This window comes from Prochlorococcus marinus str. AS9601 (genome assembly GCF_000015645.1).
Classification (GTDB): Bacteria; Cyanobacteriota; Cyanobacteriia; order PCC-6307; family Cyanobiaceae; genus Prochlorococcus_A; species Prochlorococcus_A marinus_O.
In genome coordinates this window covers 1337070-1354771 of the sequence record NC_008816.1, presented here as the reverse complement: position 1 = coordinate 1354771, position 17702 = coordinate 1337070, and the positions used below count along the sequence as shown (strand labels likewise).

The 17702-nt window shown below is 28.2% G+C and carries 30 protein-coding genes; 13 read left to right on the top strand and 17 right to left on the bottom strand.

The genetic code is table 11. From position 1 onward, the window contains the following. Positions 1-90 precede the first annotated feature (90 nt). Positions 91-243, bottom strand: coding sequence for a hypothetical protein (locus A9601_RS18780; protein WP_167315829.1), 153 nt, complete (start codon positions 241-243; stop codon positions 91-93). After that, positions 236-394 carry a hypothetical protein gene (locus A9601_RS18775; protein WP_011819003.1) on the bottom strand — a complete coding sequence of 53 codons (159 nt, stop codon included), beginning with the start codon at positions 392-394 and terminating at the stop codon, positions 236-238. Before A9601_RS18775 ends, A9601_RS18780 begins: the two co-directional genes overlap by 8 nt. 289 nt (positions 395-683) lie before the next feature. Here A9601_RS18775 and A9601_RS18770 point away from each other — a divergent pair, with 289 nt between their 5' ends. Then, complete coding sequence (locus A9601_RS18770; RefSeq protein ID WP_011819002.1) at positions 684-836, top strand: hypothetical protein; 153 nt, start codon at positions 684-686, stop codon at positions 834-836. A gap of 3 nt (positions 837-839) precedes the next feature. On the opposite strand, the gene A9601_RS16630 is transcribed toward A9601_RS18770, so the two are convergent. The 3 genes from A9601_RS16630 to A9601_RS16625 all read right to left on the bottom strand — a co-directional run bounded on the left by A9601_RS16630 (position 840) and on the right by A9601_RS16625 (position 2487). After that, a complete protein-coding gene (locus A9601_RS16630; RefSeq protein WP_011819001.1) occupies positions 840-1946 on the bottom strand; it encodes a fatty acid desaturase in 1107 nt (368 codons plus the stop codon). Positions 1947-2027: 81 nt separating this feature from the next. Beyond that, positions 2028-2183 (bottom strand): hypothetical protein, encoded by a 156-nt coding sequence (locus A9601_RS18765; RefSeq protein ID WP_011819000.1) that lies wholly within the window; start codon positions 2181-2183, stop codon positions 2028-2030. Between the two features lie 85 nt (positions 2184-2268). Continuing rightward, on the bottom strand, positions 2269-2487 hold the full coding sequence (locus tag A9601_RS16625) for a M protein (RefSeq protein ID WP_011818999.1): 219 nt from the start codon (positions 2485-2487) through the stop codon (positions 2269-2271). A gap of 210 nt (positions 2488-2697) precedes the next feature. Here A9601_RS16625 and A9601_RS16620 point away from each other — a divergent pair, with 210 nt between their 5' ends. Continuing rightward, positions 2698-3015, top strand: a complete 318-nt coding sequence (locus A9601_RS16620) for a hypothetical protein (protein ID WP_011818998.1) — start codon at positions 2698-2700, stop codon at positions 3013-3015. Positions 3016-3026: 11 nt separating this feature from the next. On the opposite strand, the gene A9601_RS16615 is transcribed toward A9601_RS16620, so the two are convergent. The 3 genes from A9601_RS16615 to A9601_RS16610 all read right to left on the bottom strand — a co-directional run bounded on the left by A9601_RS16615 (position 3027) and on the right by A9601_RS16610 (position 4248). Further along, a complete protein-coding gene (locus tag A9601_RS16615; protein ID WP_011818997.1) occupies positions 3027-3362 on the bottom strand; it encodes a DUF805 domain-containing protein in 336 nt (111 codons plus the stop codon). Between the two features lie 67 nt (positions 3363-3429). Next, positions 3430-3594: a hypothetical protein gene (locus A9601_RS18760; protein WP_011818996.1), complete on the bottom strand. Its 165-nt coding sequence runs from the start codon at positions 3592-3594 to the stop codon at positions 3430-3432. Positions 3595-4068: 474 nt separating this feature from the next. Then, entirely contained in the window at positions 4069-4248 is a 180-nt protein-coding gene (locus A9601_RS16610) for a hypothetical protein (RefSeq protein WP_011818995.1), read from the bottom strand. A 281-nt stretch (positions 4249-4529) separates the two neighbouring features. On the opposite strand from A9601_RS16610, the gene A9601_RS18970 reads away from it, so the two are divergent. Next, positions 4530-4661: a hypothetical protein gene (locus A9601_RS18970; protein WP_257008698.1), complete on the top strand. Its 132-nt coding sequence runs from the start codon at positions 4530-4532 to the stop codon at positions 4659-4661. 66 nt (positions 4662-4727) lie between these two features. On the opposite strand, the gene A9601_RS18755 is transcribed toward A9601_RS18970, so the two are convergent. Together A9601_RS18755 and A9601_RS16600 are read right to left on the bottom strand one after the other, a co-directional pair. Beyond that, a complete protein-coding gene (locus A9601_RS18755; protein WP_011818993.1) occupies positions 4728-4898 on the bottom strand; it encodes a hypothetical protein in 171 nt (56 codons plus the stop codon). 92 nt (positions 4899-4990) lie between these two features. Further along, entirely contained in the window at positions 4991-5266 is a 276-nt protein-coding gene (locus tag A9601_RS16600) for a cupin domain-containing protein (RefSeq protein WP_011818992.1), read from the bottom strand. Positions 5267-5382: 116 nt separating this feature from the next. Between A9601_RS16600 and A9601_RS18965 the strand changes: the two genes are divergently transcribed. Further along, positions 5383-5517 carry a hypothetical protein gene (locus A9601_RS18965; protein WP_263890273.1) on the top strand — a complete coding sequence of 45 codons (135 nt, stop codon included), beginning with the start codon at positions 5383-5385 and terminating at the stop codon, positions 5515-5517. A gap of 196 nt (positions 5518-5713) precedes the next feature. Here the strand turns inward: A9601_RS18965 and A9601_RS16595 are convergent, their stop codons facing one another. Beyond that, positions 5714-6586: an EamA family transporter gene (locus tag A9601_RS16595; protein WP_011818989.1), complete on the bottom strand. Its 873-nt coding sequence runs from the start codon at positions 6584-6586 to the stop codon at positions 5714-5716. Between the two features lie 137 nt (positions 6587-6723). Then, entirely contained in the window at positions 6724-6912 is a 189-nt protein-coding gene (locus tag A9601_RS16590) for a hypothetical protein (RefSeq protein ID WP_225866252.1), read from the bottom strand. A gap of 233 nt (positions 6913-7145) precedes the next feature. Here A9601_RS16590 and A9601_RS16585 point away from each other — a divergent pair, with 233 nt between their 5' ends. The 6 genes from A9601_RS16585 (at position 7146) to A9601_RS16565 (ending at position 11366) form a co-directional block, all read left to right on the top strand. Then, complete coding sequence (locus A9601_RS16585; RefSeq protein WP_011818987.1) at positions 7146-8378, top strand: NAD(P)/FAD-dependent oxidoreductase; 1233 nt, start codon at positions 7146-7148, stop codon at positions 8376-8378. 101 nt (positions 8379-8479) lie between these two features. Next, the gene (locus A9601_RS16580) at positions 8480-9229 is read left to right on the top strand and encodes a GAF domain-containing protein (RefSeq protein WP_011818986.1); all 750 of its coding nucleotides are present in this window, start codon (positions 8480-8482) and stop codon (positions 9227-9229) included. An 88-nt stretch (positions 9230-9317) separates the two neighbouring features. Next, positions 9318-9803, top strand: coding sequence for a DUF2214 family protein (locus A9601_RS16575; RefSeq protein WP_011818985.1), 486 nt, complete (start codon positions 9318-9320; stop codon positions 9801-9803). Then, positions 9800-10336 carry a DUF1643 domain-containing protein gene (locus tag A9601_RS16570; RefSeq protein ID WP_011818984.1) on the top strand — a complete coding sequence of 179 codons (537 nt, stop codon included), beginning with the start codon at positions 9800-9802 and terminating at the stop codon, positions 10334-10336. Before A9601_RS16575 ends, A9601_RS16570 begins: the two co-directional genes overlap by 4 nt. An 82-nt stretch (positions 10337-10418) precedes the next feature. Continuing rightward, complete coding sequence (locus A9601_RS18960; protein WP_011818983.1) at positions 10419-10547, top strand: hypothetical protein; 129 nt, start codon at positions 10419-10421, stop codon at positions 10545-10547. 87 nt (positions 10548-10634) lie between these two features. Then, positions 10635-11366, top strand: a complete 732-nt coding sequence (locus A9601_RS16565) for a pirin family protein (protein ID WP_011818982.1) — start codon at positions 10635-10637, stop codon at positions 11364-11366. 8 nt (positions 11367-11374) lie between these two features. On the opposite strand, the gene A9601_RS16560 is transcribed toward A9601_RS16565, so the two are convergent. Then, a complete protein-coding gene (locus A9601_RS16560; RefSeq protein ID WP_011818981.1) occupies positions 11375-11695 on the bottom strand; it encodes a hypothetical protein in 321 nt (106 codons plus the stop codon). A gap of 85 nt (positions 11696-11780) precedes the next feature. Then, positions 11781-13211 (bottom strand): UDP-N-acetylmuramoyl-L-alanine--D-glutamate ligase, encoded by a 1431-nt coding sequence (gene murD, locus A9601_RS16555; protein WP_011818980.1) that lies wholly within the window; start codon positions 13209-13211, stop codon positions 11781-11783. 100 nt (positions 13212-13311) lie between these two features. On the opposite strand from murD, the gene A9601_RS16550 reads away from it, so the two are divergent. Beyond that, positions 13312-13578 carry a hypothetical protein gene (locus tag A9601_RS16550; RefSeq protein WP_011818979.1) on the top strand — a complete coding sequence of 89 codons (267 nt, stop codon included), beginning with the start codon at positions 13312-13314 and terminating at the stop codon, positions 13576-13578. On the opposite strand, the gene A9601_RS16545 is transcribed toward A9601_RS16550, so the two are convergent. Then, entirely contained in the window at positions 13573-14502 is a 930-nt protein-coding gene (locus tag A9601_RS16545; protein ID WP_011818978.1) for an oxidoreductase, read from the bottom strand. The two genes, A9601_RS16550 and A9601_RS16545, sit on opposite strands and share 6 nt — an antisense overlap. A 108-nt stretch (positions 14503-14610) precedes the next feature. Further along, positions 14611-15360 carry an NAD-dependent DNA ligase gene (locus A9601_RS16540; protein ID WP_011818977.1) on the bottom strand — a complete coding sequence of 250 codons (750 nt, stop codon included), beginning with the start codon at positions 15358-15360 and terminating at the stop codon, positions 14611-14613. A 276-nt stretch (positions 15361-15636) separates the two neighbouring features. On the opposite strand from A9601_RS16540, the gene A9601_RS16535 reads away from it, so the two are divergent. Both A9601_RS16535 and A9601_RS16530 read left to right on the top strand, forming a co-directional pair. Beyond that, complete coding sequence (locus tag A9601_RS16535) at positions 15637-16791, top strand: FAD-binding domain-containing protein (protein WP_011818976.1); 1155 nt, start codon at positions 15637-15639, stop codon at positions 16789-16791. Between the two features lie 135 nt (positions 16792-16926). Then, the gene (locus A9601_RS16530) at positions 16927-17478 is read left to right on the top strand and encodes a DoxX family protein (RefSeq protein WP_011818975.1); all 552 of its coding nucleotides are present in this window, start codon (positions 16927-16929) and stop codon (positions 17476-17478) included. Here A9601_RS16530 and A9601_RS18750 read toward each other — a convergent pair. Beyond that, positions 17470-17643, bottom strand: coding sequence for a hypothetical protein (locus A9601_RS18750; RefSeq protein ID WP_011818974.1), 174 nt, complete (start codon positions 17641-17643; stop codon positions 17470-17472). The two genes, A9601_RS16530 and A9601_RS18750, sit on opposite strands and share 9 nt — an antisense overlap. Positions 17644-17702: the final 59 nt, after the last annotated feature.

Below are 17702 nucleotides of genomic sequence, written 5' to 3'. Positions count from 1 at the left end.
GAAATCTAGTTAATTAAAAATTGATATCTTAAAAATCTCATAAGCTGCTTTTTTTTGAGCAGTATTGCTAAATACATTGAAAAACATAACTTAATTTGTATCAGAATCGCATGTTAATTCACATTGATTAAGTTCATGAGATGATATCTTTTCTAAAATTCTTAACATATCAATTTCGGAAAGCTCTCCATTCGAGTTCCATTTTAAAGTTGTTTTCCTTTGAGGTGAATTTTTTTTATTCATTTTGCTCACCCCCCTTTAAATGAACTTCTAAACAACGAGTAATACATTCTTGATGACCATCCACAACACTGCATTCAGTAATACACTCAAAATATGAATTAATAGAATCTATTTCTGTGTTCTGGTTGGTAGAAACAAATGAATCATTCATAATATTGTTAAATTTATTTGGAATAGAGATATAGCACGAATTTATGTTCAATAATTTAATTTATTAAGTGAATTAGAAAAAATAAGTATTATTTACTAAAGCTATATTTCACTTAGTTTTCCTTCAAAAAAGTTAGTATTATTATTCTTTTCAAAGATACAAGAAAAAAACAATTTGATTATTTAATTTTAACTTTATAAGTTAATCTCTCAAAAAAATCAGCATAAAGACTGATTTACTTTTAAGTAATTTAGTTAGAAGATAAAAAAGTACACTTTTAGATTTTCAAATGAAATCATTAATTAATTGGCTTTCGAAAATGTTAGAGAGTATGGCAAATGCTTTTATGCATCCTTTAAAAAATGACTTGCCTCCATCTATAGGAACTCATGCTTATAGCAGTATTCCCATAAAAAGAAAATTGAGAAGAAGATTGAATTAGGTATTAACTTATAGGAATTAATTTTTCATTTTTATTATCCCAAATAATATATTTGAAGCAGTTATAAAAATCTCTTAATTTTAAGAACTTTGATTGTTGGAGCAAATGAATGTTTGCTTTATGACAAGCTCTTAAGTTGTAATTTGGTATTCTCTCAGAGAGATGATGAATGCTGTGGAAGGATATGTCTGCTAAAAACCAATTTAGCCAATTAGGGATATCTAAATTGCTACTACCTAAAATAGCTCCATCGATGAGATCCCAATTTTTTGTATTTTTAGCATACGCATTCTCATAGTTATGTTGTACGAAAAAAACACACATTAAAATTGCTGCTGATAATGTTAATACAATGGAATAAAATGATAAGAAAAAAACTATCCCCAACCATTTGCACATAAAAATCCAGCCTATTATTACTACTATGTTATTGATTATTAATTCACTTAGTTCACCGAAATTATCTCCATAATCAGAAAAAGGTGGTTTGACTCTTGAATTAATAGCTAGAAGTTGAGAAATTTGTCTGTTTTTGATTTTGATAAAAGTCTCTTTCAATATATCTTTAATTAAATTAAAAATAATAATAATAAGTCCTAATCTGGGTTTTAAAACCAAGTAAAAAAAACCGCCAGGGAAAAGCATAATCCAGTTTCGACTTACTTTATAAAATATTTGCTCTCTTTTTGTAAGGGATGCATAATCTTCAAGACTTAAAACATCTACGGGCCCTTTATAAATTTCCCAATTTCCATTATTTCTATGATGAAATGCATGATCAATCGACCATGACTTTTGTGGAATACCATTAACCAAGCCAAGTAAAAATCCAAATAAGCGGTTTAATTTCCGTTTTGTAAAAAGAGAATTATGACCGCAATCATGCATTAATGAGAATGTTCGAGAAGAGAATAGAGTTAGTAGAACTATCGAAGGTATTAATAGAAATCCTTTAATCAATAATGAAAAAGGTTGATTTGTGATGTGGTAGATGATTAACCAAATTGAGATTATCGGAATGATGGTAGAAATAATTTGATAAGAAGCTCTAAAATTATTTCTTTTTAGAAATGGCTTTATTAAAAATTCACCTCTATATACTTTAGGCATATTTCTCTTTTTTTTTTGATACTAACAATTTTTAAAAAGTATTGATTATTTAATAAACAATAAAAAATTTTAAAAATCATACTAAAGAATAAATTCTTTAGACATAGTTCTCAATTGATCTAGATTTAATCTTTCTAAGTAATTTTTAAAGTCACTAAGATTCCTAGTAGAGTCAGAATTTTTGCTCTCGTAAAGAAGACTATTAGAAATCAACTCAATAAGATGATCTTTATCCATAACTTCTTATAGACCAAAATTCCTGTTAAAAAAATTAAGATCTTGAATTCGAGATCATTAACTCATCTCTATAAAGAGTAATTTTTTATAAATTTTTTAAATCTTGTTCTATTTTTTCTAATCTTTCATTTAATTCTTTTTGTTCCTTAATTAAGGCTTTTTTCTTTTCTGCAAGCTCTTTATTCAAAGGAGAATTGAAATATTTTTGGTAAGAGACAAAAAAAACTGCTATTGCTACTGCAATGCCAAGAGCACCAATTATTAAAATTGGAGATGAAGGAAAGTCGTAAAATGGAATTGACAATTTACTTTGCTAAAAATAAATTTTAGCTATCTCATAAACAAAAAAATGAGTAATAAATACTTATTCTTTAATAAGCTTTATGGCAATTATGCTAGTTATTTTGTAAAAAAATAAATAAGGTTAATCTTTAATTAAATTTTTTAAATAAGTATTTGTACAGCTGTCAAAGAATGAATAACTAATAATGATTAAATTAGTAAAAAATTTTTCATGAAGAAAAGCATTAATAAAAAACATAATAAAAATGAACCATGGTTTAAATGGTTAACTAGAGAGCTTAATTCTTATGAAGCTTTTCAGGATTTTGAATCTGGCAAGAATCCACGAGATGTAGCAGAGGATTTTATTTCTAGAAATAGTACTGCTATTTCAGAAGTTTTTGATAATTTTGATGAAGAAGATAAAGATACGCTCGATCAGTTTCTTAAATTAACCGAATGCGAGATGCATGTGTTTAGAATTCTTGAAAAACAAATAGAATTTAGAAACAAGGTAAGATTTGTAGATTTTAAAAAAAGAAAAAAATGAGGAGTTAATTTCTACATAAGTTTATTTTTCCCATTACCAGTCTTTCCAAAGCCTAGCCAGATGAACCACAAGATCCATCCGAAGATAGGTATTAAATTAATAAAAATCCATTTCCAATCTTTTCCAAAATCTCTGATTCTTCGTATATCAATAGCTATTTGAGGAATAATACAAACTAATCCATAAGCATTAAAACCAAACGTTTTTAAAAATATTTTTATAGTTAGGAAAGAAATTATAAGATTCGCTAGTTGAACTAGCCACCAGTTCGATCGAGATGTGAATCCTTTGAAGTCTGTAGCTTTAATCCAAAACTCTTTATATGCACTGAAAAAGTCATTAAGCATAAATTAAAAATTCAAAAATTGAAAATATTCTATCTAATCGTTAATTTATTAAAATGTTATTCATTTCCTAAACAGGATCAAAAAAATTAATATCATTTGAATCTTGTTTTGGGATCTCATCTTTATTTGGTAATGAACAGAATCCGTCTTTGCAAATCATCTTTTCTTTTGCAATACTTGTAGTCTCTGAGAATATATTTTTGTTATTGTTATTTGAAGATTCTTTCAGCATTTATATAAAAAATTAAATCCAATATTTAATTAATAACTCAATTGATTTTAATAAGCAATAAATTTAACATTAATTATTTACTTTTTTTGATTTGGCAAGTCTCTCCAAAATAGCGCCATTATATAAATGAATAAAGATATAGAACAAATATAAAGTAAAGAATTTAGATGCATTTTTATTTATTAAAGTAATTAGTAGGAGAGCCCCCCGTCACAAAAAGGAACAACTATGAATTTATAGTTGTTTAACTAAGTAATCCTCCAAATTCTAGTATTTATTTGAGTTTTTTACGATTTATCTTTATTTATATCTGTTAAAGCTTTTCTACCTTCTTTAAGGGTTCTCAAGACAAGCCAAGACAGAGAGGAAATGATAATAATGGTAAGTGTAATAAGGGAAAAATGAATTGTATCAATATTGTTAATCAATTTACTGGAGTTTTTAAAGAGCTAGTAATTTTAAATCTAAAAAATTTCAAACTTCAGATCTAGAGTAAGCAGGTATAAGCATTCCGCCATCTTGGTCATCGTTATCATCATCAAATCCACCACCTAGTAGTAACTCAATGATTACAAGCATAGCTATTGGATAAAGACACCATAATATCGCTGTAAAAGGGCTTACTGCTGAAGAGGCTGAGTAAATATCTGTCATGGCTTGATATTAATCTAAAGAAACAACAATTGTGGATCCTCCGGGAAGTGTTATTCAACATTTCTATAAATATTTTTTAAACTTTTCTCTGCCGCACGAATAAATCTTTAGTATTTATTGATATTTTTATTCTTCAATATGAATGTGAATAATAATTTTTTTAAACCTTATGAGAAACTAATAATGACATAATGAATCGCGTTATTGTTATTTTTTATACTTAACAATAATTGTACAATTTTGATTCAAAAACTATTATTTATCTTGATTTTATAAATTCTATGTTTTCTTTCACTTTTGATCCTTTGGCTGCGATATTCGGTATATCAGGAATTGTAGGCTTCTTTTTCTTTGTTTCTGCTGCTAAGGGAACTTCCAGTATCAATACAAAACCAAAAAAGGAATTAGATTAGAACTGATTCTGTGAGAAAACTAAATTGAGATTTTAAATCTAGTGTTTTCAAAAGGCTTGTTAATTATTACTTGTTCCATTGTTTAGAAATAAATTCAAGAAAATCTTTTAGGTCCTCTTCAGGACAATTTGTTTGTTTTTGCAAATCAATGCAAATTTGCTTAATATTTTCAAAAGCTTTTTTTACTATTTCGTTTTTTTGAATAACCTCAAAATATTCTTGATCAGTAAAAGGCATAATATTAGTTCCCCTTTTGAAAATTATTTATTAACCATATTTTATCTCTATTGACTTAGCAGTAAAGAAAGGAAAAATCTTTTTTCTAAAATTTACCTACCCAATCGATAATGTTTTTTAATACTTTTGGTTACTTCCCATTGGCAGTTAAGTCCAGCAGGAAACTCAACTAGATCTCCAGCTTTAATCAAGTAAATGTCGCCGTTTTGGGTACTTATTTTCGCTTGGCCTTCAATAATTAAACAAATTTCCTTATCATCGTAATTCCATTGAAATTTGCTTGGCTCACATTCCCAAATAGGCCAACTTTTGATTCCATACTGAATTATTACGCTCGCACTACAAGGGGAAGTGATTAGGACTTTCACGAATTAGTTTGAATATTTTTCTATTTTACAAATAAAGGAAATTTATATTTTCAAGAATGTGTATTTGTTTACCGTCTTTTATTTTTTTTGGTTTATTATGAAAAAAATTTAAATTTATGGATGAACTTTCTGTATTGTCAATTTCATTATCTATAGCTTCTCTTGGTATATTTTTTTTATTTTTTGCGTCCAATGATGATGATGACCAAGATGGAGGTAAGTTGATTAAATCATTCGAAAGAATTAATTAATTTTAAGTAAATAGAAAATTTAATAAAGATTTATAACCCATAACGCCTGCATATATACAGCTTAGAAAAATAACATAAACCTCAAATGTACCAAGGTTTTTTTTCTTTAAAATTTTCATTGTTCTTAGTGTTTATAGGATAATTTTATTTAATCTAATATCTATTAACATGAGTATTTTTTACATTAAATCTGAGATTAAAGAATTATTAATGTCAAGCCAAACAATAAAAAACAAGTAAAAAATATTATTTTTTTGGTAATTTCTCTTTCCTCATTCTTAGCAAAAAATAAGGAAATTACTGGAGATGTGCTTAATAAAGCCCATCCTAATCCTATGGGAAGGGTTTTAAAAACGACTTGTTGTAGCAATATCCCTATATTGGTTCCAAGAAGTATTGAAATCAAAAATTTTTTTTGTTGTTTCTTTTCAATGTCTTTTAAGAAAAAATTAATATTAAATCCTTTTAGACTAATCAAAAAAATTATTGCTCCCAATAATCTTATCTCAGTTGTAAGGAAAGGAGATAAATTGCTTTGAAGGAAAACCATCCTTGAAAAAAGACCTCCAAGAACTGCACATAAAACTGACAAAAAAGGAAAAGCAAAAATCTTAATGTTATTTTTTTCTGAGAAAGGTGCATTTTCCTCTTTTAAATTATTCCCTTTTTTGAGAATTATGAATAGCGAAATGGATACTATGATTATTCCAACCCATGATTTAGTTGCTAAATTTTCATTAATAAAAGTTTCTCCTGACAAAGCAGCTATTAAGGGAGAAAGCGTTTCTATAGATAAAGTTTTTCTTGTACCAATTGTTTGTAGTGACTTTAAATAGAAAGTATCACCTAAACCAATACCTATTATTCCACTTATTAATAAGATAAATATGTGTTTTAATTCTGTTATAGAACTGAGATTAATAAAAGCAGGTATAAAAACTAAAAAAGCTATTATATTTTTTATTAAATTTATATCTATTGATTTATATTTTTGAGTTTGCGTGCGCCAAATACAGCACGCATAAGTCCAAGATGTAGCGGCTCCAAAAGCAGAAAGGATTCCAATCAAAACGAATAATTTTTAGAAATTTTATTTTATAAATTGAGTAAATACTAAAAAGGATACATAAACAAGGATCAAAATCCCCGGTAAGTACTGAATAAGTGATTTGAAATTATTTTTTTTCATATTTTCAAAAATTCATTTTAAACAGTTTTTTTATTAGTAGGGTACAAACTCTCTAACTTTTTTCTTCTTTTAACTTTCTCATTAATTCTTTCTTCTTTTTCTTTTTTCTTGATCTCATCATTTATCTTATTTTGTCTATAACCAAACCAAAGTAGAACCCAAATAACAGAAGTTATTAAAAGAAGAGCAGTATATTGACCAGTCATAGGAAAACTGGCCTCAGAATATTTAACGTAAGAAAATATTAGACTCATTTAATTAAGTTAAAGCATAAAAATAACGACTGCGTTAATTTTTTAGAAATTTAAAAATTAGTAAATTGCAACTATTTATTATTTGGTTTTAAAGTTTTTTATTAATTTTTTTATGGTTTTTGGAGTAATTTTTCTTTTTTACTACTTGCTATTATTCAGAATGAAGCATATTAAATAATAAGTTTTTGGAACCTTTTGATTTGGCAGTTGTAGGAGGTGGTGCAGCCGGTTTTATGACAGCAATAACTGCTGCTGAAAATGGAGTAAAAAGAATAATAATTCTTGAAGGTACTTCAAAACTTATGGAGAAAGTAAGGATTAGTGGAGGGGGAAGATGTAACGTCACTAATGCGACATGGATACCGAAAGAACTAGTTGAGAATTACCCCAGAGGTGGGATTCAGCTCTTGGAATCATTTAATCGTTTTGCTCCTGGAGATGTATATGATTGGTTTGAGAAAAAAGGGTTAAAATTAAAAATTGAGAAAGATCTAAGAGTATTCCCAGTGTCTAATTCTTCTTCAGATGTTATTGATTGTTTGAGAAAAAGTGCTTTATCTAAAAACGTAGAGATATTAACAAAATTTTTTGTAAAAGAAATTTCAAAAACTCCTGATAATATATTTAATATTTTTAGTATTAAGAAAGAAAAGGTAACTTCAAAAAATATTATTCTTTCAACTGGAGGTAATCCAAGCGGATATAAATTAGCTCAAAATCTTGGACACAACATTGTTAAACCTTTACCATCGCTTTTTACTTTTTCTACAAAAGAACCAAATTTGGATGAATGTAGTGGGGTATCGGTAAAGGGCATAGATATAGAAATAAAATTAAACACTAAGACTTTTCAAAATAGAGGCGATTTACTAATAACTCATTGGGGTTTTAGTGGGCCAGCAGTATTAAAACTTTCATCAATTGCTGCACGAGAACTTTACAACCAAAAATATAAATTTAATCTAATCATTAAATGGTCTGCTTTAAGTTATGAGGAGTTAAAAGAAAAAGTTAACTATTTAAGATTAAATAAAGGCAAGGTGAATCTAATAAACAGTAGACCTCTTCCAAAGTTAACAAAAAGATTATGGATTTTTTTGTTAAATAAAGTAGGTATTGATAAAGAGAAAAAGTGGGCCGATTTACTGGCGGATGAAAGAGAGAAAATGATAAATATTCTAAAGAGAGACAAATATATAATTTCGGGCAAAGGACCATTTGGAGAGGAATTTGTTACTTCTGGAGGTGTAAAAATTAATGAAGTTAATTTTAAAAGTATGGAGAGCTTAATTTGTCCAGGGTTATTTTTTTCTGGAGAAGTTTTAGATGTTGATGGGATTACAGGTGGATTTAATTTTCAACATTGTTGGACTAGTGGATGGATCGCCGGGATTGCAGTCTCAAAGTTAAATCATTAAGTAACAAATCAATAAGTTTATCTTTTTTTTATTAAGTATTAGAGGGAAAAAGTTTTTTGGAGAAACTTTAATTTTAAAGTTTTAATTATTGGTGAAGATTAATGCAGAATCTTGTATCAAAAAAAGAAGAAGAGGAAAGAAGATTAAAAGCTTTAGCAGAATATAGGATTTTGGGAACCAAGCCAGAATCATGTTATGACGATATTACAAAAATTGCTGCTACTACTTGTAATGTGCCTATTTCTTTAATGACTTTGGTTGACAAAGATAAACAGTGGTTTAAATCCAAAATAGGACTTCAAATATCAGAAACTAGAAGAGATTGGTCTTTTTGTACACATGCAATAAAAGAAAATAGTCCATTAATTATTCATGATGCTTTCCAAGATGAAAGATTTATAAATAATCCATTGGTAACTGGAGATCCAAAGATTCGTTTTTATGCAGGTTTTCCTCTTAGAAATAGTGATGGTAATAAGCTTGGAACTCTGTGTGTAATAGACAGAAAGCCAGGAAATCTTACTACACAACAATTTAATATTATGGAATTATTATCCAAGCAAATAGTTTCATTTTTAGAGCTTAGAAAAAAGTCATTAAATTTGCTAGACGCTTTATCTAATTTGCATAAACAGGAAGGGATTTTATCTGTATGTTCATATTGCAGAGAAGTGAAAAATAAGGAGGGCGACTGGATGCATTTAGAAAAATATCTTTCCAAAATTAGTGATATTAGATTCAGTCATGGGGTTTGTGATAATTGTATGGAAAAACATTTCCCAGATGTAATTGAAGTGTGGAATAAAAAGGATTTTTTTGAAGACGGCCAAAAAAGGTTTTTAGATTCCTAGAATCAAAAACTTGCTTTTTATTGTTTAATCTATTTTCTAAACAAATTCTTTATTTGGTGGTTAGTATTGTATAAATTTTGACTAGAAAATGTTATTAGGAACTTTATTAACAGGTGAAATTGCTAAAAGTGCATTAGTAGCATATGTTCATTACTTAGGAATTATATTGTGTTTCGGTTCTCTTTTATTTGAAAGATTGACTCTCAAAGTAGGTCTTAATAGAAATGAGACGATTTCAATGATAATTGCAGATGTAGTCTATGGTTTGGCAGGTGTTGCAATATTGGTCACTGGAATTTTGCGAGTTAAGTATTTTGGTCAAGGAGGTGATTTTTATACAGGTAATCCTGTTTTTTGGATAAAAGTTTCTCTTTACATTCTGGTGGGATTACTTTCTTTATATCCAACAACAACCTATATCTTATGGGCCATTCCATTAAGTAAGAATAAATTACCTGAAATATCAGAAAATCTAGTTGAGAGGTTCAGACTTATCATTACTACTGAATTAGTGGGCTTTGCAACAATACCTTTGTTTGCCACGCTCATGGCTAGAGGTGTAGGTTTAGGTTGAAAAATTTATTTCTAGAAAGAAGTTGTTTAATAAGTGCTAACAAACTATATAGATGGAGCTTAAGTTATAAGATTTCTAAATCTAAAAAAGAGATTATCTTTATTGGTTTAAATCCCTCATTATCGGATGAAATTTTTTTGGACAACACAACAAAAAAGATAATCAAAATTTCGAAAAACAATGATTACGGCAAAGTAAAATTAATAAATTTATTTGCTCTTATTTCAAGCAAACCAGAAAAACTTTTTAAACATAAAAACCCTGTGGGTTATCTAAACAATAATCATATTTGTAAAAACTTAAAACACTGGTCTGAAAGTAAAAATTGTGATTTATGGTTAGGTTGGGGTAACAAAGGTAAATTTCTAAATAGAAATAAAAGAATATCAAAAAAAATAATGCAATATAACTCAATTAGAGAAAATAATTTTGATAATCCTCTTGGACCGCTTTTAATTAAGAAAACAATCAAAGATAATCCAATACACCCTCTATATTGTTCTGATAATTCCATCCTCCAATCTTATTTTTAGGTAGTAAGGCTCAAATGCAAACCAGTATTTTTAGCTATTCCATTGAATATGTGTTAATTTCTATTTGTTAAGTTAACTTAATATGAAAATTTCAAAGCAATTAAATAAACTAAAAAACTTGAATGTTGAGGCAGAAAAATGTTCTACAAGAGAAGAAGAAAAAAAAATAATTAATAAAGCAAATAAAGCACAAAGTAAAATTAACAAATAAATAAAAATTAATTTCACTTATTCATAATTTATAATTTTCAAAAATATTTAATTTACACAAATACACCATATTTATTTCTTAGTACTTATGTCTTTGAAAATAATTAAAATAAGGAAATCTCACGAGAGATTTAGATCGACTAGAGAATGGCTAAATTCGATGCATTCATTCTCTTTCGCAGAGCATAGAGATCCAAAATGGGATAATTTTGGGAAAATTAGAGTTATAAACGAAGATATTATTTCTCCTAATGCAGGATTTAATACACATTCTCATGCAAATATGGAAATAATTACTGTCGTAACAAAAGGAGCAATTACTCATAGAGACTCTTTAAACAATCTTGGAAAAATTCACAAAGATGAAGTACAAGTTATGTCTGCAGGTACTGGAATCTCTCATAGTGAAAAGAATGAAGAAAATGAGAACTGTAAGTTGTTCCAGATTTGGATATATCCTCAAAAAGAAAATATCAAACCTCGATATGATCAAATTTCATTAAATGAAAAGTTGTGGGACAATCTTATTTTTAATTACAAAGACGGTAAAAATAATAAGCTTTTTCTAAATCAAAGTATCTCTTTATGGCGTTGTAAATATAAGCCAATTAAAGAAAAAAAATTGCCATTAAAAATCGATAAATATAATTGGATACAAATAATAGAAGGTAATCTTTTATTAAAAAGTAAAGACTCTAATTCAAATATATTTCTCGAAACTGGAGATGGCTTGGGTTTTGAAGTTAATTATTATGATGATGTCTGTATTGATACTGAAAAAGACTTAGATTTTCTCTTGTTTTCGATGCCGTCCTTATAATTTATCTGTTACTTTTCCCCATCAACTCCTTTATTAAATGCATTTAAGGCTTGCAAAGCCATATTAAGGTGAACTTCCATAGCACCAAGAGCAATTAAAGAATTTGGTGATTTATCTTTTAGTAAATTTTCTTTTCTTTTTGATAACTCATTAACTACCTTCTTAGTTGAAGCTTCCCAATTGTTTATTAACTCTTCAAATTCTCTTTTTTCGGTACTTTCTATTTCTGCTATTTCATCAGAAAAATGAGCATCCTTTTGTGCCTTAAGCATCAAGTAACTTAGTTTTTTGTGACTTATTGCTTGAGGTAAATTGTTAGATTCACTCATTGCTAGTGGTTAATTTATAATCAAAATCTAACTAATTAAGTAAATATTTGCTAGGGGTTAACGGTTGTGATGACCGACCTGGAAATTACGAAATGATACTTGAACAAAAAATGGATTGATTAACCTTTAATTTTTCACTTATTAGTTTCTTGAAATAATCTCCACGCTCTTCATAATTTTTAAATTGATCAAAACTAGAGCATGAAGGTGAAAATAATAATGTTCCAACTCTATTATTTTGTAAATAATGAAAAACAAAATTTAAAAGCTCTTTTAGTTCTGAAAATTCAAAAATATTTTTTTTAAATCCTTCATTAATAAGCGCCATTTTTAGGACTTTTGAGCTTTCTCCAAAAAGAAAAACACATTTAACTTTTTTCTTTAAAACTTTTATCCACTCACTATATTCATTGCCTTTTAATCTGCCCCCAGCAATTATTATTATTTGACCTTCAATTGAACTTATTCCCGCAATAGATGAGTCAAAATTTGTAGCTTTACTATCATTGATGATTTCCAGACCATTATTTTTATAAATTGTTTCCATCCTATGGGGTAATTGTTTGTAATTAGATAAAGAATCTTTAATCTTCTTGCCAGATAATCCAACTTTTCTTGCTGCTGCAATTACCAATAAAAGATTTTGAAGATTATGCATTCCTTTTAAAGAAAAATGTTCAAGTTTGAATAATTTCTTCCCTCTCTCAACAATGTATGCTTGATCATCTATCCAATAATCGCAATGAATAAAATTTGATTTATCTAAACTAGTTGTTATCCAAACCCCTCTTGATAGTGAACTGTAGTAATTTCTCAGGTTTTTATCGTCATAATTATAAATTCTAAAATCAGATTTTTCTAGCAAGCTTTTTTTTATATTGAAATAGTTTTCAAGTGTTTTATGTCTTTCAAGATGATCTTCTGTGAAGGTTGTCCATATTCCAATATTAGGTTTTACTTCTGGAGATATTTCTATTTGATAACTGCTTAATTCAGCTACAACCCAATCAATTTTTTCGTGTTTTTTGGAGTAAGCATATTTACATAAAGGTGTACCAATATTTCCAGCAAAAGGAGCATATAATCCAGTATCGCAGAGTATATGGCTTAGTAAATGAGTAACAGTAGTCTTGCCATTAGTGCCAGTAATACCTATCCAATTTGTGTCTTTTAAAATTTCCCATGCAACATTAATTTCTCCAATTACTCTAATTCCCTTTTTTTTTAATTCAACAATAGTTACATGGTCATAAGGTATTGATGGACTCACAACAACAGATTCGATCTCTCTCACAAAAGGTTGAATTTCTTCAAATACAAATTCTTTATTCAGAGAAACTAGTACATCAAGTTCTTCTAATGCTGTTTTTCTTTCTAAGAATTCTATCCCATCGTTACTTTCCCAAACAATTACTCTCTTATTGATGCTTCTCAAATACTTGGCAGCCCAAAATCCAGATTTACCTAATCCAATTACAAGATTAATATTTCTTTTACTTGAATAATTATCTATCATTAAATTTATAATTGAATTTATATTAATTGTGTTTAAGGGGTAATTCAATCATGAGATCTTTCTGCAGTATTTATAGTATTCGCCCAAGAAAAGTTAATTAATGGAAGATAATACTGCAAAATATTGGTTCACTTGGTTTTATGAAAAGTGGGAGAAAAATGCTCCAGGTGAATTAATTGAACAAGGTTTAACTCCGTCTCAGATTGCTGAACGCTTTGTTAATGAAAACCATGATAGCTTTATTCAATTGTCAAAAAAAATTGATGAAAAAAATTATGATGCCTTAACAGAATTTATGAAACTCTCAGAAAGTGAATTACATATCTTAAAATATTTTCTAAAATTAGTAAAAATGAAAAATTTATAAGAAGTTTTTAAGTATTTCAAGGCTTTTTTCCCATAAATTTTTTCTTTCTTTTTTATTCATGGCGAAAGGAGAAGTAGGGGATAGTTTTGGATGACCTCTGAAATTAAATCTAGGTCCATAATGATCACCACCTCTTGCGTCTGGTGAAGTAGCTGCAAAAAGTTGAGGTAAAGCACCCATCTCAGCAGTTTGAAAAATAGGGCTAAATAATTCCAATGAAAATGTTTCTAATGGACTAGGGTTAGGTTTTTGAGCAGTAAAGAGATTTGTTTTTGCAATTCCTGGGTGAGCAGCTAAAGAAAGTATATTTTTGTGCTTTAAGTTTTCATTTAGTTCCAAAGCAAACATTACATTCGCTAATTTGCTATTAGAGTAAGATTCCCATTTATTGTAATAGTTCTCAGCTTTAAGATTTTTCCAACCAACTTTGCCAAAAAATTGTGCTCCAGAAGTAACCGTCACTATTCTAGATTCTTCTTTTTTTTCAATAATTGGAAGTAGCTTTAGTGTCAAAAGCATATGAGCTAAATGATTAACTGCAAATTGTATTTCATATCCCTGGGCACTAAGTGTTTTAGGCGGATGCATAATGCCTGCATTATTGATTAGTAAATCCAAATTTTCAAAATTATCAAAAATTTTGGACTGAACTTCAACAATATTTTTTAAATCTGACAAATCTAATTCTAAAGGTGTAAATATTCCTTCAGGATTAAGACCTTTAAGTTTTTTGATAGTTTGATTAGCTTTTTCAAACGATCTACAAGCTATAACGATATGAGCATTTTTTTCTGCTAAGGCCTTTGCAGTGTAGTATCCAAGACCACTATTCGCACCAGTAATTAGCGCTGTTTTGCCTGTAAGGTTTGGAATATTAGATGTTTCCCAGTTAGAGATTTTAGGTCTTGAAATAGTGGCAGTCATTTATTAATCCTGCAAATTGCTATGGAATTTAACCACAATATAATTACTTTTCCACTGTAAATACTGGAAGTCAGTATCGTGAGCTCTTCTTGAAGGTACTATTTAATATTATCTTTCAATTGCATATTGCCATTCGTTATTTTGAGATAAACTTTTCTCTCTAAGTAACTTTAATTTCCTACTATTTATTTTTATAACTATCCCATTAGTTGGATATTTCTCAAATATTTTTTTCTCTAACCAATTTTTTTTATATATTTGGATTTCGCTTGTATGATTTGTGAAGTAACTGTCAGGGGTGCTGAAGCCACATTTTTTAAGATAGTTAAGGGTTTCGTATTGATTAAGTCTTCCATTAAGTATTTCGAAACAGCAAAAGCGGAGACTTTCTCCAATCCCTTTCTTATCATTGAGGTATTTTCTTGTAATTCTTTGGGAAATGCCGGCAACTTGGTTTGTAGCGTATAGTTCACCTCTAATTTGAAAATCTCGTTTGATAGGAATACAATCGGGGACATTTTTAATTTGTTTAATTTTGCTTGATACATCAAATCCTTTTTTTGTAATAGCTTTATTAAACTTGCCATCTATATATCTAATTGCAATAGCACAGCCATCAATTTTTGGTTGAATGCTTAATCTTGTTTTTGTTAATAAACTTTCCAAAAATTTTTTATAGTTTTCTTTGGCTAATTTTGGCAAAAGTTTATTATTTTTTTGATTAAAGTAGTCAGGCTCTGGATCAACAGGAATAAAGAGCTTTTCTAGTTGCTTAAATGCATCATCCGAAATTATGCCTTCACCTATTCTGTATTGTTCATCAAGATACTTAACATCTCTCACTAATAAATTATTCATAATAATTTTGATAAATATTTAAAAATCTTTTACAAAAAATCATTTAAACAAAGATTTGAAAATTAAAATTAGATCTAAAAAGTAATTGACCACTAAATATCCTCCTACGCAGAGAGCAATTAAAGGGTATAAAATGAACACATAAGGCGTTTAAATTAAATACTTCAATCAAACATATTTACAAAAAGTGAAATAGAAAATTTTAAGGATTAATTTGCAGGCAAATTTTTGAAATTTCTATCAATACAAAAAAAAATTTTTTAAAGTTATGAGAAAATGTCATTTTTATTAAAAGCACAAAATACCTGGGAAAATTTTGCGAAATACAAAATTAATGATTATGCAAAATTAAGAAATTTTGATTTTGGGCCAAATAACGAAAGTTCAGTTTCAAAATTATCGCCTTTCATTACTCATAGAATATTATCGGAATATGATCTGATCCATGATATTAAAAGTAAGTACAAAATCAAAAATTCAACTAAATTTGTTGAAGAAATATTTTGGAGAGTTTACTGGAAAGGGTGGATGGAAAATAGACCTAAAGTTTGGAGAAATTTTATTTCAGAAAATAATCTCGATTTTGATTATGAGCTATATGAAAATGCAATTAATGGCAATACAGAATTAGATTTTTTTAATTCTTGGGTTCATGAATTAAAGCAGTACAACTATTTGCATAATCATACAAGAATGTGGTTTGCGAGTACTTGGATATTTAATTTAGGCCTCCCATGGCAATTAGGAGCAAAGTTTTTCTTTAAATATCTTTTTGATGGAGATGCTTCATCTAATCTCCTTAGCTGGAGATGGGTTGGAGGATTGCAAACGAAGGGAAAACAATATCTTTTTTCATCATCAAACCTCAGAAAGTTTTCTAATAATAGATTTAATGTGGAAAAAATAAGTAATCAACAAATTTTTCTTGAAGAATCTAATCAAATACCATTTGAAGATGAGATTTATAAAAATGATATGGATCCTAAATCAGATAATCTGATTATGTTTGAAAATGATCTGCACCTTGCAACTCTTAAAAATTTACTTCCAAGCTATAAAAAAGTATTTATTATCCTTTTAAAAAATGAACAAAGACAAATTAAATTGTCTGAATCTGTTTTGAAATTTAAACAAGATTTGGTCTCTGAATTTGTAGAGCAATTTGATAATGTTAAACAGATTGATCCTTATTCACTGGAAAATACTTTTAAAAATACCAATGAAATAGACATTATTTATCCTGGAGTGGGAGAAAATTATGATTTCATAACTGAGTTTAAAAATTTACACCATAAAGAAATTTTTAATCTTGTGAGGGATGAAGATTTATTTGCTTGGAAATTTGCTAAAAGAGGGTTTTTTAAATTTAAAGAAAATATTCCAAAAATAAATCAGAGAATATTAGAAAATTTTTCAAAAAACAATTTTTAACTTAATTGAATTCCTAATCAGAAAATAACCCTTTTGGTAAGTAAGTATAAATACTTATTTAGGTATGACTTTTGCTCTTTAATCCACGATGGATACTGTGACTAGTTATTTTTACTTAAGGATAATTTTTTTATAGTGCTTTCAACAATTCTTACAAAGTCGTTTAGCAAAGATACTGCTTTATTAATTCTTAGAGTTATAACTGGAACTGTTCTTATTCATCACGGTTATGAGAAATTAGCAAATATAGAAAATTTCGCTGATGCTTTTGTAAGACCACTTCACCTCCCATTCCCAATATTTTTATCATACATAGCGGCATTCTCAGAAATAGGTGGTAGTTGGTTACTAATTATCGGCTTAGCCACAAGATTTGGAGCTTTGGCAATTGTTGGAACAATTTCTGTCGCTATATATCATGCACTTGTTACTTCAGGTTTTAATATTTTCTTACTAGAGCTTTTACTCTTATATTTTGCTTCAGCAACTTCAATTGTATTAACAGGCCCCGGTAACTTCTCCTTAGATGAAGTCATTATCAGAATTTTGAAATCTGAAGATGAGGAGGAAATTATAGCTTCAACAAAAGTTAAACCTTCCAAGCAAGTCGAAGTCAAAGAAGAAACAAGTAAAGGTGGCTTATTTCAATTTTTGCAAGCGAACATTCTTTCAGATACTTCAAGCTAACTTTTTAGGATAAAGGTTATTGATTAGTTCTAACCTTTTTCGATAACTGTTTTTCTTCTCAAGTTTTATCTTAATTGTTGCTTCAGATAGACTTATAAATAGCCCTATAGCTGTTACCCAAGATAAAAAAATAAAAGGGTTTTCTGGAATTTCTGAGAAATTCATATTAATAATACTTCTTTTTTAAAACTGACTGATCACAATATGTTTTTCAACCTAAATAT